The organism is Rhodococcus sp. 1163, from assembly GCF_002091985.1.
Lineage (GTDB): Bacteria > Actinomycetota > Actinomycetes > Mycobacteriales > Mycobacteriaceae > Rhodococcoides.
Window position 1 is genome coordinate 26,786 of the sequence record NZ_MKKX01000017.1, and the last position, 15,039, is coordinate 41,824.

At 64.2% G+C, this 15,039-nt stretch carries 15 protein-coding genes; 6 read left to right on the plus strand and 9 right to left on the minus strand.

Annotated elements, in window-relative coordinates; all coding sequences use genetic code 11:
- Window positions 1-45 precede the first annotated feature (45 nt).
- On the plus strand, window positions 46-498 hold the full coding sequence (locus BJD99_RS03585) for a hypothetical protein (RefSeq protein WP_084345428.1): 453 nt from the start codon (window positions 46-48) through the stop codon (window positions 496-498).
- Here BJD99_RS03585 and BJD99_RS03590 read toward each other — a convergent pair.
- Complete coding sequence (locus BJD99_RS03590; protein WP_084345429.1) at window positions 463-1,134, minus strand: lysoplasmalogenase; 672 nt, start codon at window positions 1,132-1,134, stop codon at window positions 463-465. The genes BJD99_RS03585 and BJD99_RS03590 overlap by 36 nt on opposite strands.
- A 127-nt stretch (window positions 1,135-1,261) precedes the next feature.
- On the opposite strand from BJD99_RS03590, the gene BJD99_RS03595 reads away from it, so the two are divergent.
- The 3 genes from BJD99_RS03595 to BJD99_RS03605 all read left to right on the plus strand — a co-directional run bounded on the left by BJD99_RS03595 (window position 1,262) and on the right by BJD99_RS03605 (window position 4,519).
- Window positions 1,262-1,861, plus strand: coding sequence for a hypothetical protein (locus BJD99_RS03595; protein WP_143542042.1), 600 nt, complete (start codon window positions 1,262-1,264; stop codon window positions 1,859-1,861).
- A 275-nt stretch (window positions 1,862-2,136) separates the two neighbouring features.
- Window positions 2,137-3,930 carry a hypothetical protein gene (locus tag BJD99_RS03600; RefSeq protein ID WP_084345431.1) on the plus strand — a complete coding sequence of 598 codons (1,794 nt, stop codon included), beginning with the start codon at window positions 2,137-2,139 and terminating at the stop codon, window positions 3,928-3,930.
- 67 nt (window positions 3,931-3,997) lie between these two features.
- The gene (locus BJD99_RS03605) at window positions 3,998-4,519 is read left to right on the plus strand and encodes a class F sortase (RefSeq protein WP_256895469.1); all 522 of its coding nucleotides are present in this window, start codon (window positions 3,998-4,000) and stop codon (window positions 4,517-4,519) included.
- An 8-nt stretch (window positions 4,520-4,527) separates the two neighbouring features.
- Here BJD99_RS03605 and pyrE read toward each other — a convergent pair whose 3' ends face one another.
- The 8 genes from pyrE to BJD99_RS03645 form a co-directional block, all read right to left on the minus strand.
- Window positions 4,528-5,076: an orotate phosphoribosyltransferase gene (pyrE, locus tag BJD99_RS03610; RefSeq protein WP_084345867.1), complete on the minus strand. Its 549-nt coding sequence runs from the start codon at window positions 5,074-5,076 to the stop codon at window positions 4,528-4,530.
- Window positions 5,077-5,140: 64 nt separating this feature from the next.
- The gene (locus BJD99_RS03615) at window positions 5,141-5,716 is read right to left on the minus strand and encodes a LemA family protein (protein ID WP_084345432.1); all 576 of its coding nucleotides are present in this window, start codon (window positions 5,714-5,716) and stop codon (window positions 5,141-5,143) included.
- A gap of 61 nt (window positions 5,717-5,777) precedes the next feature.
- Entirely contained in the window at window positions 5,778-6,566 is a 789-nt protein-coding gene (locus tag BJD99_RS03620; protein ID WP_179142204.1) for an SDR family oxidoreductase, read from the minus strand.
- Between the two features lie 103 nt (window positions 6,567-6,669).
- Window positions 6,670-7,479: a hypothetical protein gene (locus BJD99_RS03625; RefSeq protein WP_143542067.1), complete on the minus strand. Its 810-nt coding sequence runs from the start codon at window positions 7,477-7,479 to the stop codon at window positions 6,670-6,672.
- A gap of 67 nt (window positions 7,480-7,546) precedes the next feature.
- Complete coding sequence (locus tag BJD99_RS03630; RefSeq protein ID WP_256895470.1) at window positions 7,547-8,500, minus strand: DUF5666 domain-containing protein; 954 nt, start codon at window positions 8,498-8,500, stop codon at window positions 7,547-7,549.
- Window positions 8,501-8,576: 76 nt separating this feature from the next.
- Window positions 8,577-11,123 carry an ATP-dependent chaperone ClpB gene (gene clpB, locus BJD99_RS03635; protein WP_084345436.1) on the minus strand — a complete coding sequence of 849 codons (2,547 nt, stop codon included), beginning with the start codon at window positions 11,121-11,123 and terminating at the stop codon, window positions 8,577-8,579.
- 97 nt (window positions 11,124-11,220) lie between these two features.
- Window positions 11,221-11,844: a response regulator transcription factor gene (locus BJD99_RS03640; protein WP_084345437.1), complete on the minus strand. Its 624-nt coding sequence runs from the start codon at window positions 11,842-11,844 to the stop codon at window positions 11,221-11,223.
- Complete coding sequence (locus BJD99_RS03645; RefSeq protein WP_256895471.1) at window positions 11,841-13,025, minus strand: sensor histidine kinase; 1,185 nt, start codon at window positions 13,023-13,025, stop codon at window positions 11,841-11,843. The genes BJD99_RS03640 and BJD99_RS03645 overlap by 4 nt, the downstream gene beginning before the upstream one ends.
- 182 nt (window positions 13,026-13,207) lie before the next feature.
- Between BJD99_RS03645 and BJD99_RS03650 the strand changes: the two genes are divergently transcribed.
- Together BJD99_RS03650 and BJD99_RS03655 are read left to right on the plus strand one after the other, a co-directional pair.
- Window positions 13,208-14,293: an ABC transporter permease gene (locus tag BJD99_RS03650; RefSeq protein ID WP_084345438.1), complete on the plus strand. Its 1,086-nt coding sequence runs from the start codon at window positions 13,208-13,210 to the stop codon at window positions 14,291-14,293.
- Window positions 14,290-14,976, plus strand: coding sequence for an ABC transporter ATP-binding protein (locus BJD99_RS03655; protein WP_084345439.1), 687 nt, complete (start codon window positions 14,290-14,292; stop codon window positions 14,974-14,976). The genes BJD99_RS03650 and BJD99_RS03655 overlap by 4 nt, the downstream gene beginning before the upstream one ends.
- The last annotated feature ends 63 nt before the right edge of the window (window positions 14,977-15,039 follow it).

The following is a 15,039-nucleotide window of genomic DNA, read 5'->3' on the forward strand; positions in this document are numbered from 1 at the left end:
GACAGATTTCAGGACTACCCTTAGTAGGTCTTCGAGGAGATTTCGGTGAATCACGAACGAATTCTGCGAGCGGTTGCCTTCGTCGCTGTCGGCTACCTCGTCGTGTTGATCATCTGGGCCGGCTGGCTGCGAACGCACACACCGCCCGGGACCCTGCCCTACCAACTTGTCGGCTTGGTTGCCGGATTCGGCACCGCACTCGGGTTGGCCATGATGGTCGCCAACCGCCCTACTGCCGAACAGCGACGCCTGGCCAAGAATGGCGTCGAGGGCTGGGCGACGGTCGAGGCGAGTCGCAGGATCGACGAGAGGAAAATGGAACTCGACTTGGCATTCACAGTTCCCGGTTCGGATTCCTACGTCGGCAGAATCGTCTATTCGATACCCCCGTCGGAGACAGCGCGATTCCAAACCGGTCGAACCTTGCCGATCATGGTCGACCCGTCGGACCACCACCGCGTCCTACTTCTGCCTGGTGAATCCTTCGACGAGAAGTAGCTGAGCGGCGGAATACGTCGCCAGAATCGCACCTTCGACGACCCGCCGAGACGTCTCGCTCGACAGGTGGAGCCGTCGGTACACGATCAACGCGTCGGAGACGGTGAACAGGATTCCGCCCAGCGCCTGCCAGGAACGCGGATCGGCATTAGGCACCACCACACCCGCAAATACATCAGCTCCTGGTGCGGACGCTGGATCTGCAGCCAACGTCGACATCGCCGCCAGAGCTACGCCGTACCCGGCCAACCCAGGAGCCACCTCCGGTGACTTTCGCGCCAACTGTGACGACGCCACCGCCCACCCGACGAAGCGCGGTACGGCAGCGGTAAGGGTCGGTCGACTGCCTGCCGACGCGAGAAGGGCGCAATAGCAACCCTGCATGACGGCGAACGCCCCGGCTCCGCGCAGAATCTTCGAATCGTCATCCGGGTCCATCAGCAGAACGTCCCCGACGGTGGCGGCCGTGAGCGCTACCCCGAGGACCGGCGAGAAGCGTCGCATCCCGAGCGCGAGCGCAGGAACGATCAGGGGCTTGGCCACCCGGTGCACCTTCTCGTTCCCGGTAACCGCACCGAATACCGTCGCGATGGCAGCCGAACCGAATGCAACACGTGAGAACGTCGATCGCTTCATCGGACTTGTTTCCTCCATCGTCGGTTGAGCTGAGCAGATATGTGATGCTGACCTTGAATGCTTGATCGCAGGCCCCAAGGTTGTCATGGTGATAGTTGGACACGCGAGAGAACACGTGGGGATGACGATGCGCCGAACGCATGCAGAGCACGCCGGGACGCCCCGGTCACCTCATCTTGTCGAGCGAAACCCACTGGTTCGCCGCTCGGACCGCATTCAGTTCACCATCAAGACCACCGTCTTCACTCTGATGATCCTGATGCTGCCGGTAGCTGCGTGGATCGGCATGTCCACCCTCTCCGTCGGGCAAAGTCGGGTCGCAGCACAGGAGAACAGTGTCCACCAGGTCACTGCCACCACCACCGCCGCCGCCGATATCGCACCCGTCCTGCAGGGCGAAGTCGGATCGGTCACGAGCACCACCGTCGGCGCGACGTGGAGTCATGACGGTCTCGACCATCAGGGACAGGTCTCTCTGCCTGCGGGCAGCCCCTACGGCACCCAGCTCCCGATCTGGGTCGACCGCGACGGCGACCCGACCGCACCTCCGGCAACCGGGGCCGATGCCGTCGTCACTGCACTGTTCACCGGATTCGGCAGCCTCTTCGCCGCCGCATCCATTCTCGTCGGCACCTATTTTGCGGTCCGCTTCCGTCTCGACGCCCAAAGGTACGACGAGTGGGACCGCGAGATCGCGGCGCTTCTGGTAGAGAACGACCAGTCCTGATCCAGTGGTAATGGCGCGTCGACGACTCCCCCGCCGCATGTACGAGGTAAAGAAAATCACAGTCGCCCATCGACGCAGCTCAGCCACCCAAACCACTTCAGTCACAGGCGTCCCACACGTAACACTTCGATAACCAAACCCGAAGTAAAGCTTAGAAGACCGTCGGGTCCGTTACGGTCTTGGAACGCTCGTATGCATGTCTCACTAACCTGAATTCCGTGTCGGGGCGGAAATACGGCGGCTCAGACCGCTACCGACTGAAGGGCTCCACATATATGTCGCACAAATCGATCTCTAGGTCTCGGCGTGCCCGCATTGCCGCAGCCGGCGCGGTAGTCGCGATGTCGCTGACGGTCGCCGCACCGGGCATCGCGTACGCGCAGGAACCCACCACACCGGGGACTTCCACGGAAGAAGCAACACCGACCGGGGAATCCACCGCGGGTACCGAGGAAGGCGTATCCGAGAGCGTGGTGCCCAACGCCGCCGTTCCTGCAGCCAACGAGGGTGACGCCGCCGAGGTCGGACCGATCGTTCCTCTCGAGGCGCCGTCCGCCGAGCGCCCACTACCTCAGGTCACTGCCGGCGTAGTCATCAACGACGACGGCACAGCGACCATCGACGTCACTGTCGTCCCGCAGCTCTCCGAAGCGGAGAAGAAGGCGCTCGCCGACGCCGAGATCGCCAGCAAGGCCGCCGCGGAAGCCTCGGTCGCCGCCCAGACTCGCTACGACGCAGCCGTCGCCGCAGCGGCAGCCTCGAACACCGCCGCCGCCAAAGCCGAGCTCGATGCCGCAGGCGCCGCACTGAGCGCGACCGACGCAATGAAGGCAGCGGAAGCGGCCAAGGTTGCCAGCATCGCGGCCTCCGCCGCAGCCACCGCAGCCAAGGAAGACAAAGCAGCGTTGGATGCCAAGGTCGTCGAAACCAAGACCGCCGCCGAGACAGCGAAGACCGAAGCCGCGGCCGCCGAGAAGAAGGCAACCGAGCTAGAGGCCGCCGCCGCCGCAGCGGGTGACCCCGAAGCCGTCGCAGCCGCCGCCGAAGCAAGGGCAGAGGCCGACGCGAAAGCAGAAATCGCGTTGACTGCACAAGCCGACTTCGACAAGTCGACGACGGAACTGCGCGAGTCCGTCGCCGCCGTCGAAGAAGCGTTCAAGAAGTTCAACCTTGCGAAGGTCACCGCGGCCGTCCGCGCAGCAGTGGCTACCGCAGCCCGCTCGGCGTCACTGGCCGTCGAGTCCAGAGCAACTGCGGAAGCGTCCGCGGCTGCAGACGCCAGAGCAACCGAGCTCGAAGCAGACGCTGCGGCGAGCACTGAGGAGGCCGCTGCCGCGACCAAGGCCGCCGAGGAAGCACGGGCTGCCGCAACCAAGGCAGCTGCAGATCTGAAGACAGCGGAGGCCGCCGCAACCGCTGCAGCCGAAGCTGCCGCGACCGCAGGTGACAACGCCGCCGATCTGGAAGCAAAGGCGACCGCAGCAGCCGCTGCGCTCACCAAGGCAGAAGCCGACGCCACCGCCGCGAACGAGAAGGCGGCGGCGCTCGCAACCGCCGCGGATGCCGCTGAAGCCGACGCAAAGACGAAGGCCGAGGCAGTGACCGCAGCGAAGGCCGAGGCAGAAACTGCCAAGATCGCCGCCGATGCCGCAGCCAAGGCCGAAGCAGACCTGAAGAAGAAGGCCGCCGACCTCGCCGCCAGTGGCCCGAAGCTCAGTTTGACCATCAACCTCGGTGGAACCGCTCACGACGACGTCGACAGCACCAAGGTCGACGAGACCACCGTGGTCGTCGACGAGACCGGCGTCGAACTCATCGGAGTCTTCAACGAAGACGGCTCCTTCACCGTCGCCGACTACTTCACCACGAACGACCAGGGCGTCATGACGGTTGCCGGTGAACTGCCCGCCGTCGATCTGGCGCTGGGTGATTCAGCCGATTCGGCGTCGAGTAGTTCTTCCGACTCCAACGCGCTGCCGGCGATCCTTGCCGGCGTCGGAGTCGTCGCAGTGGCCGCAGTCGGTGGCGGACTGTACCTGCGTCGCCGCAACGGTGCCGATGCTTCGTAGATCCATCTGGGTCACTACTGCGGCACTGCTCATCGCTGTATCCGGTTGCGCAAGTGACGGTTCCGACGTGAGCAGTCCCAGCAGGGAGTCGGTGGAGGCGCAGATTTCTGCGCCTCCACCGACTGCCGCGGTCGTCGATCCGGCCCAGCCCGACGCCATCGAACTACGCTCTTCCGACGGCGTCAGCTACATGAGCAGTCCGGTCAATCCCGACGGCCTCTTCCGTGGAGGCGACAGCGGCCAGGTACTCAATCCTGTTGACGAGCGACCTGCATGGTGGGCCGAGAGCGGGCTACCGGGGACCGAGGCTCAACAGACCGTAGTGGTTGTGGGCCACAACTATTCGAAGAAGGACGCACCGTTCAAGGCGCTCGGCGTCGCACAGCCGGGCGACCGAGTCGTACTCGAGACCCCCAACGGAATCCTCGAGTACGCAGTCGAAAGCGTAGGACCACTGCCGAAGGGTTCACTACTGGGCGACAACGACCTTCGTCGCTCGGTGCCCGGACGGCTGATCCTCGCCAACTGCGACGTGCGCGGCGGCGAACCGACGAACGACAACTTCATCGTGGTGGCGCAGCTGCTGTAGTTGGGCTCCTACAAACCTAGATCTCCCAGTCCGAGGAGCGAACGGTACTCGAGCCCCTCGGCGGCGATGACATCGTCGGCACCAGTTGCCCTGTCCACGACGGTGGCAACTCCGACGACCGTCGCACCCGCCTCCCGCAGCGCTGCGACGGCGGTCAGCGGCGAATTGCCGGTGGTTGTGGTGTCTTCCACCACCAGCACCCGCTTACCGACGATGTCGGGTCCTTCGATCTGGCGCTGCATGCCGTGCGCCTTCGCGGCCTTCCGCACGACGAACGCGTCGATCGGGCGGCCCGGTGCGTGCATGACTGCGAACGCAACGGGATCGGCGCCCATCGTCAACCCGCCGACCGAGTCGAAATCCCAGTCCGCGACGAGTTCGCGCATCAACGAACCGATCAGCGCGCTCGCTCGGTGGTGCAGCGTCGCACGGCGTAGGTCGACGTAGTAGTCGGCCTCTTTCCCCGAGGACAACGTCACCTTGCCGTGGACGATGGCAAGTTCACGTACGAGCCCGGCCAGTTCGGCCCGCTCGGCATTGTCGGCGCTGATGGCCATGAAGAAATCCCTTCGGTCGTCTCCGAAGAATCTACCGACTCCGCGTCCGTCGACCGACAGAGGATCAGGCAAGCTGCGCGGGCATGTCCTCCGGCTGTTCGCCGGCCGACGCGGCATGCTCGACGAACGGTTCCGGATCCGGCACCTTCAACGCTTTCGCTACCAACTTCGACGGAAACGTCGTACGCGCCAGCGAGAGTCGATATGCGTTGTCGTTGTACACCCGCACTGCGCCTGCGATTCGCTTCTCGGTCGTCTCCAGATCCCCGGCGGGACCTTGGAAGGCCCAATTGGTCTTGAGCGTGGGATGCATGTCCGATTCCGCGAGCACCGAGTGCACTGCGGCGGACAGCGCATTCTCCGCGGCAGCCTGTGCGTTGAGACCCAGTTCGCGCTCGCGGACCGCTTTGGACCACGATCGAGCACCGACCAGGGCCCGGACTGTTTTCGGATCGAGCCCCGAGGACTCGACGGCAGCGATGAACGGCTCCAGCTGAACGTGACGGCGATCGAGTTCGACGGTCACGAGATGTCGACTCGCAGCGGTACGCGAGGTATAGCGTCGAACCCGCCGTTCGAGGCGCGCCGTGTAGGCAAGGAGAGCGAGTACGAGGATCGTAAGAACCACGAAAACAGTCACGAGGTATGAATTTATCGGTGTTCGGCCCGACACGCCCGCAGGCTCGCCCGCGTCGCGCGAATTAGGTCCGTCCGCGTCCTCGTCCGACAAGGTTGGTCAGCTTCCGGACCGCACTTTTGGGCACCTTGCTGCCGACGGCCGTCAGTACTTTGTACTGTGCGCCGGGAATGCTGATGACCTTGCCTTTGTCCAGATCCTTCATCGAGGTCTGCACTACCTGGTCGACGTTCAACCACATGAAGCTCGGGATCGAGGACATTTCGATGCCCGCCCGCTGATGGAACTCGGTCTTGATGAAACCAGGGCACAGGGCTTGGATCCGAACGCCGGTGCCGGCGAGACCACCGGACAAGCCTTCGGAGAACGAGATGACGTATGCCTTCGACGCCGAGTAGGTGGAGCCCCGTCCGGCCAACAAACCGGCCACACTCGCGACGTTGATCACGGTTCCCTTGGCCGCGGCAACCATCGACGGGAGCGCTGCTCGGGTGAAGTGCATGACGGCGGTGACGTTGACGTCCAACTGCGATTGCAACAGTTCCGGGTCGGCGGTCCAGAATTCGCCCGAGGTACCGAAGCCCGCGTTGTTGACCAGATACTCCACGCCCAGTTCCAAACGCGCGATCACGGTCTCGCGCCCGGCCGAGGTGGCCAGATCCGCGGCAATGATCTCCGAGTTCGCACCGAATCCGACGCGCAGGTCGTCGGCGAGGGCTCGTAGTTTCAACTCGTTACGAGCGACCAGCACCAGGTCGTAGCCGCGCGATGCCAGATGGCGCGCGAATTCACCACCGAGTCCCGAGGTGGGACCGGTGACGAGCGCGACGGGACGCGAAGCGGGTGTGGACATAGGTTCGATCGACTCAGCGGTCATAGACGTGAAGGCTATCTGCTCGAAGCCACTTGATGGCGTCTTGAAAGAACCCGACGTCGTTCCGATCGATCATCGGTCCTCAGGACTCGCGTCGACGCCGTTCCGCGTCGCGATTGATCGGGGTCGGGCCGCTCGGGCGTCGCGGCGGATCCACGGGTGCGGATACGGGCGGGCGCGGAGCCTGCCGGGCAGCGGGTGCGGGTGCCTGCGGACGGTTCGGCGCATGCCCGCCCGCGTCGATGTCGGGACGGCGACGCGGCACGTCGGGTCGGGGAGCTACCGGGCGGTTCCGGACGGGTGGCAGTACGTGGAGAAGTCCCGACAGTCTGGCCACCGCGTCGATAGCGGCATCCCAATCGCGACCGGTGCTGTTCAGCGGCACCGACCCCAGTGCCCATTCGCTTTCGCTCCACAGCAGCGACACGTGTGCCGGAACGGACTCGGTGAAGGCCGCCATGCGCTGATCGCAGACCCGGCGAGCGATTTCGACATCGGTGGCGAACACGACGCGCGGACCGATCGACCCGAGCAATTCCATGTCCTTCTCACGCGGAGGCGGAGTCGATTTGAGACGAAGATCGATATCGACGTCCGACCCGACGGGACGCTTGACCGCCACGATGGTCGAGGTCTCCTCGACGTCGAACAGCACGAACTTCTCGCCCCTGCGAACGCCGCGGACGACATCGAGAGCAATCGCATCGTCGAGTTTGGCCAGCGCTGCCCGATGGAAATGCGAGATCAATTGATCATCCGTCGGGGCGTACGTATAGCCCTGGGCCTTCGCCCACATCTGTCGAACTCGCCCGAGCTGGTCGCGGCGCGATCGATCGACATAGAGAAGGGCGACCGCACCCGCGAGCGCGATCACTGCTAGTCCGAACCACATAACCGTCATCGGTGATCACCTTATAGCGTGCTGGGTGGGGCGCCTGCGTCGATGGAGCCGGGAGGGTTCAGCCACCGAATTTGGGCACTTCGATGATGACCTCGGCCGTGATGGAACCGCCTTCGACAGGTGCGCCGTTGACGACGACCAAGGATCCGACCTTCAAATCGGCGAGGTCGAAACCCGACAGGGAGATGACTTCGGTTTTCGGTGTCGTGGTCACCGTGACGGGAGCGCCGTCGACACCGTTGATCGAGATGGTGGTGCCGTCGATCGCGGTGATGGTTCCGACCGCAGCACCGGCCCCACCGAGGATCTCCGGAATCCCACCGGGCACGAGTCCACCGGGCGCCGAAGGAACGACGGGCGCGCGAGGCGGTGTACTGGGCAGCGGAGCCGAACTCTGGGGCAGCGTCCTGGTGATTCCGGGCGACGCAGTGACCTCGGAATCCGAGGACCGATTGGTGAGAAAGAGAATCCCAGCGAGTATCACGACGACAAGGACTGCCAGGGCAAGGAGAGCAACGAGCCACTTGTTGGACGAGTCACCGCCGGAACCGCCGCCCGAGGCCTCGACCGGTGTCTCCCCCGTGTAACCGGGAGGCTGACCATACTGCTCCGGGTTTAACGCGTACTGCTGGTTCGCGGCGTACTGCTGGTTGGCTGCGTACTGCTGGTTGGGGTCGTACGGGGGCATGGCCTGAGTCGGGTTCGGCTGCTGTGGATACGGCTGCCCGTACCCCTGCCCCTGTGACTGCGGAAAGCCGAACTGCTGAGTGGGCTGATCCGGATACGGCTGACCCGTCGGATAAGGCTGTGCACCTGGATAGGGCTCACCCGGTGGATAAGGCTGGGAGTCCGGGTACTGCTGATACTGCTGACCACCCTGGTTCTGCTGGGGTTGCCAGACCTCGGTGGGCTGGTCGTTCTCGGATCCCTCGGGCGGCGGGTTCGCGGTGCCATCTGCCCAGGACCGATCGCTGCCCCGAGGCCGATCACGCGGCTCATCCGGATTCGTCATGTTCACGAGGGTACGTCCGAAGTAGGGCCCACCGGAAAGTATCCGGTGGACCCTACTTCCATCAGCGAAGCATTCGTCAGCTCAGGATCAGCTGATCCCCGTCGGGAGAAACGTCCACCGAGACGGGGTCACCGTCGCGGACCTTGCCCGCCAGCAGCAGCTTGGCAAGCTGATCGCCGATTGCCTGCTGAGTCAGCCTGCGCAGCGGACGAGCCCCGTACAGGGGGTCGTAGCCGCGCGACGCCAACCACATCTTCGCCGCCGGGGAGACCTCGAGCGTCAGCCGTCGAGCAGCAAGACGCTTGGCCAATTGGCCGAGCTGGATGTCGACGATCGACTCGAGCTGTTCCTCGGACAAAGCGTCGAACACGACGACGTCGTCGAGACGGTTGACGAACTCGGGCTTGAACGCCCGCCGGACCGCATCCATGACCTGTTCCTTGTCACCACCTGCCCCGAGATTCGAGGTGAGGATCAAGATGGTGTTGCGGAAGTCGACCGTGCGGCCCTGGCCGTCGGTCAACCTGCCCTCGTCGAGCACGGCGAGCAGGATGTCGAAGACGTCTGGGTGCGCCTTCTCGACCTCGTCGAACAGCACGACGGTGTACGGACGCCTACGGACTGCTTCGGTGAGCTGCCCGCCTGCTTCGTACCCGACGTAGCCGGGAGGTGCACCGACCAATCGCGCTACTGCGTGCTTCTCGCTGTACTCGCTCATGTCGATGCGAACCATTGCGCGTTCGTCGTCGAACAGGAAGTCCGCGAGCGCTTTCGCGAGCTCGGTCTTGCCGACGCCGGTCGGACCGAGGAACAGGAACGATCCCGTCGGACGGTTCGGATCGGCGACCCCGGCGCGTGCTCGGCGGACCGCGTCGGACACCGCTTGGACGGCATCCTTCTGGCCGACGACGCGCTTGCCCAGCTCGTCTTCCATGCGCAGCAACTTCGCCGTCTCACCTTCGAGCATCCGACCTGCGGGAATTCCGGTCCATACCGCGACGACATCGGCGACGTCGTCCGGGCCGACCTCTTCCTTGAGCATGAGCCCTTCCTGCGCGGGCGTCGACTCGGTCTTGGCTGCGAGTTCCTTCTCCAGAGTCGGGATCCGGCCGTAACGCAGTTCCGCGGCCTTGCCGAGGTCACCGTCGCGCTCGGCGCGTTCGGATTCACCGCGTAGGTTCTCGAGCTCTTCTTTGAGAACACGCACGGAGTCGATGGCGGTCTTCTCGTTCTGCCAGCGGGTGCTCAACTGGTTGAGCTTCTCCTGGGAGTCCGCCAACTCGGCACGCAGCTTCTCGAGCCGAGCTTTCGACGCGTCGTCGGTCTCCTTCTCGAGTGCCATCTCTTCGATCTCGAGCCGACGAACCGACCGCTCCACCTCGTCGATTTCGACGGGCCGTGAGTCGATTTCCATGCGCAGTCTCGACGCGGCCTCGTCGACCAGGTCGATCGCCTTGTCTGGAAGGAACCGTGCGGTGATGTAGCGGTCGCTCAGTGTGGCCGCTGCGACGAGCGCCGAGTCGGTGATGCGAACACCGTGGTGGACCTCGTAGCGTTCCTTGAGTCCACGCAGAATTCCGACGGTGTCCTCGACCGAGGGTTCGCCGACGTAGACCTGCTGGAATCGCCGTTCGAGGGCGGCATCCTTCTCGATGTACTTGCGGTACTCCTCGAGTGTCGTGGCTCCGACGAGTCGCAGTTCACCGCGGGCGAGCATCGGCTTGATCATGTTGCCGGCATCCATTGCCGACTCACCGCTCGCGCCTGCGCCGACGATGGTGTGCAGTTCGTCGATGAAGGTGATGATCTGGCCGGCGGAGTTCTTGATGTCGTCGAGTACGGCTTTGAGCCGCTCCTCGAACTCACCGCGGAACTTCGCGCCCGCGACCATCGAGCCGAGGTCGAGCGACACCACGGTCTTGCCTTTCAGGCTTTCCGGCACGTCACCGGCGATGATCCGCTGCGCGAGTCCCTCCACGATGGCGGTCTTGCCGACACCGGGCTCGCCGATGAGAACGGGATTGTTCTTGGTACGACGCGAGAGGACCTGGACGACGCGCCTGATCTCGGTGTCGCGGCCGATGACCGGATCGAGCTTGCCTTCGCGAGCCTGAGCAGTCAGATCGGTGCTGTATTTTTCGAGGGCTTGGTAGGTGCTCTCGGGATCGGCGCTGGTGACGCGCGCACTCCCCCGGACAGCCTGGAATGCGTCGCGTAGCTCGTTGGCGCCTGCGCCGAGGCCGGTGAGGAGGTCGGCGACATCGGAACCACCTGTCGCGAGGCCGACCATCAGATGTTCGGTGGAGACGTACTCGTCGTCCAGTTCGGTCGCGAGCGCCTGTGCTGCGGTGATGGCCGCAAGCGCCTCACGTCCGAGCTGGGGAGTGGTTGTCGACCCTGTCGCGGAGGGCAAGCGGTCGACCAATTTCTGTGCTTCGGTACGCACCGCAATCGGGTCGACACCGACGGCCTTCAACAGGGGCGAGGCGATGCCGTCCGTTTGGTCCAGCAACGCCACCAACAAATGCGACGGGCGAATATCCGGATTTCCCGCTGCGGACGCGGCTTGCAATGCTGCGCTGAGCGCGGCCTGCGTTTTCGTTGTGGGGGTGAAGCTGTCCATCGGTCACCTACTTTCTCGACTGAGCGTTTCGTGTGTCGCTGGATGTAACACTACTCAAGTTGAGTCTGTTCCGCTCAAGTTCGCACAAGTGGCTCTGTCAGCGTCGCATCAGCCCGCGAGAAGTCGCGGCTGCAACCGCCGAGGTCCGCGAATCCACGCCCAACTTGGTGTAGATGTGCGCGAGGTGGGACTTGACGGTCGCTTGGCTCAAGAACAATTTCTGACTGATCTGCAGGTTGGAGAGGCCCTCTGCCACCAACCCCAGTACCTCGATCTCCCGCAGAGTCAGCGCGTTGTCCGGCGTCCTCATCCGGTCCATCAGCCGCGAGGCGATCGATGGTGCGAGCGCGGACTTGCCCGATGCCGCAGTGCGAACCGCAGCCGCGAGCTCCTCGGGGGGTGCATCTTTCAGCAGATAGCCTGCTGCCCCGGCCTCGATGGCGGCAAGGATGTCCGCATCGGTGTCATAGGTCGTCAGCACCAATACGTGTGGCCCGTCCGGGCGAGCACTGATCACCGCGATAGCTTCGGCACCGTTCATTCCGGCCCCGAACTGCAGGTCCATCAGTACGACGTCCACGTCGAGTTCGGCGGACACTTCGATCGCTTCCTCGGCGGTCCGTGCCTCGGCTATAACCTGAAAGTCGGGTTCGGTCTCCAATACGGCTCGCAATCCGGCGCGCACAACCGGGTGATCGTCTGCCAGCAGAAGGCGAATCATGCTCGCGCCTCCAACGGCAAAGTGACGGCGATAGCGGTGCCCTCGCCGGGGGCGGTCTCCACCACCATCGTCCCGTTCAACGAGCGGGCTCGGGCTCGCATCCCCGGTAGCCCGAATCCTCGATCCGTGCGAGGAGGAAGCGCGTCGGGATCGAAACCCACTCCGTCGTCGACGACGTCGAGGGCGACTTCGGTGTCCATGTAGCTCAGCGTCACCGCTACTCGATCGGCATTACTGTGCTGAACGGCGTTGGCGAGGGCCGATTGAGCGATCCGGAGCAATGCGACCTCATGTGCGATCGGCAACGGAACCGGAGTGCCGGACAGCGTCCAATCGACCACCGGTCCACCAGCATGAAAGGCATTGGCGCACAATCGTTCCAAGGCTGCGGACAACGAACTGTTCTCGAGGTCGGGCGGGGTGAGGGCACGAACGAAACGACGCGCTTCCTCCAGATTGCTCACTGCCGTCTCCCGGGCATGTACGACGTGTTCTTTCGCTTCGTCCGGCCGCTCGGGGAGCATTCGTTCCGACGCACGCAGCAGTAACTGAATACTCGACAGCCCCTGCGCCAAGGTGTCGTGGATTTCGCGGGCAAGACGCTCGCGCTCCGCGAGGGCCCCTGCCGCATGCTCGGCCGCCGCCAGTTCTCCGCGGGTCGCGGTGAGCTCCTCGATGAGCCTGCGCCGTTGTTCACTCTCCCGGTAGAGAGCGTCGTAGCCGAAGACCACCGCAACGGCGACCGTCGCTCCGAGCGCCGGCCCGATGACGACTCCCACAGTGAGGGCACCTTGATGCCAGGAAAAACCACCGATCGCCGCGATCGTCGTCGCCGCAACAGCGGTCAGCCCCCATTTGGGGGACAGCAGGTGTAGTTGCAGGAAGTAGAGCGGAAACGCGACGTACACGGCCTCCGGACTCAACACGAGCAACGCGATCCAGAGAACACCGACCGCTACCAACCACTGCGCGGCCGCCGATCGAGAGGTTCGCGCCCTCGGCCACAACGCACCTGCCGTGTACACCGCGCCGAGAAGCACCGCGATGACGACGATCGCGACCACGTCCGGCGCATCGTCCAGAACCGCCCGCACGATCGAAAGCGCAACCAGTGCGACGAACATCAGATGTAGGCAGCCGCGCAGTACGCGAACGAGTGGGGTCTTCGAAGACGGATCCATAGATGCCTCAGTCTATCGAGGTCGACTCCCTGACTGCATCGTCCGAAAGGTGTAGCGGGTCCTCCCCCTAACGGCCTCACCTATGCAGTCTGCCGGTCGATGCCGAACACGCAGGTTCCGACCAGAGTTGAGATCAGTCACCGAGACCCCATTCGGTGGCATGCAAGGAGAGGCAAAAAGCCGTGTTCGTCGCCTGGAGAGATCTACTGTTCGCCAAGGGTCGGTTCGCCCTGATGGGCACCGTCATCATCCTGATCACCATGTTGGTCGGCCTGTTGTCCGGGCTCACCGCCGGGCTCGGGAAGGAAAGCACATCCGCCATTACCGGCCTGTCCGCGGACCGGCTGGCGTTTTCCGAGCCTGCCGCGGGTAAGTCGGTGTCGTTCACCGACTCCACTGTCACAGAATCCATGTGGCAACAGTGGTCGAGCGTCGACGGCGTCGACCGAGCCGATCCCCTCGGCATCACCACCACCAAGGCCGAGGCCGGTGAGCACAGCGCTGCAATCTCTGCCTTCGGCGTGCAGCAGGGCTCGGCCCTGGCTCCCGAATCGGACCGCATAGTTCCCGGAACTGCCGTGTTGTCGACGTCCGCAGCCGATGAGCTCGACGTGAGCACCGGCGACGACTTCCGCCTCGGTGGGCAGCGTCTGACCGTCGCGGCGATCGACGGCGACGCCTCCTACAGCCACACTCCGGTGATCTTCATGGACCTGGCCGCCTGGCAGACCCTGACCGGCGGCTCGTCGACCGGTCCGCTGTCGGCCACCGTGATCGGTTTGACCACCAGCGGCGACACTGCCGACCTGGCTGCAGCCGACGCGCAGATCGGTACCGACACCGTGACCACGTCCGATGCCAAATCTGCAATCGGTTCCTACACCTCGGAGAATGGTTCGCTCCAGCTGATGCGCGCGTTCATGTTCGCAATCTCGGCGCTGGTAATCGGTGCATTCTTCACCGTGTGGACCATCCAGCGCACCGGCGACGTCGCCGTCCTCAAAGCCCTCGGCGCGTCCACCGGCTACCTGTTGCGAGATGCGCTCGGCCAAGCAGTCCTGCTACTGACTGCAGGCACGGCGATCGGAACCGCACTCGCCGCCGGCGTCGGAGCATTGGTCGGCGGGGCAGTCCCGTTCGTACTCGATATCGGCACCGTGGCACTGCCCGCACTGATCATCATCATCCTCGGCGCGATGGGCGCCGGACTGTCCATCAACCGCATCACCTCGGTTGACCCACTCACTGCACTCGGGAGCGCACGATGAGCTTGAACCTGACCGACATCACCCTCACCTACCCCGACGGCGCCGGCCGCCTCACCGCCCTGGACAGCGTCGACCTGACTGTCGAAAAGGGCACGATGACAGCGATCATCGGGCCGTCCGGCTCCGGGAAGTCCAGCCTGCTCGCCGTCGCGGCAACCCTGATCACGCCCGACCACGGCCACGTCGTCATCGACGGGGTTTCGACCGATTCATTGTCCCGCGGCGATTTGACCACTCTGCGCCGCAACAAGGTCGGCATGGTTTTCCAACAACCGAACCTGCTCCCCTCGCTGACCGCAGTCGAGCAGCTGCAGGTCATCGCACACATCAACGGCCACTCTCCGCGGGCGGCAAAAGAAAAGGCGTTGGCGATGCTCGATTCTGTCGGGCTGGGTAAGGAAGCAGACAAGCGACCGAACCAGTTGTCCGGTGGTCAACGTCAGCGGGTCAACATCGTCAGAGCCATGATGAACGACCCCGCGGTGTTGCTCGTCGACGAGCCCACCAGCGCGCTGGACCAAGAGCGCGGTGCGGCGATCTTGGACCTCATCACCACCCTGACGCACCGCAACGCGACCGCTACAGTGGTCGTCACGCACGACCACTCTCATCTATCCGCCATGGACAACGTCGTCGAAATCATCGACGGAGTTCTGCGGACCTCGGTGAAGAGCGGCGCCTGATCGAGGAGAGGTCGACTATCGTCACCTCCGTTCGTCTAGTTTGGTAGTCGGGCTACTGGGACG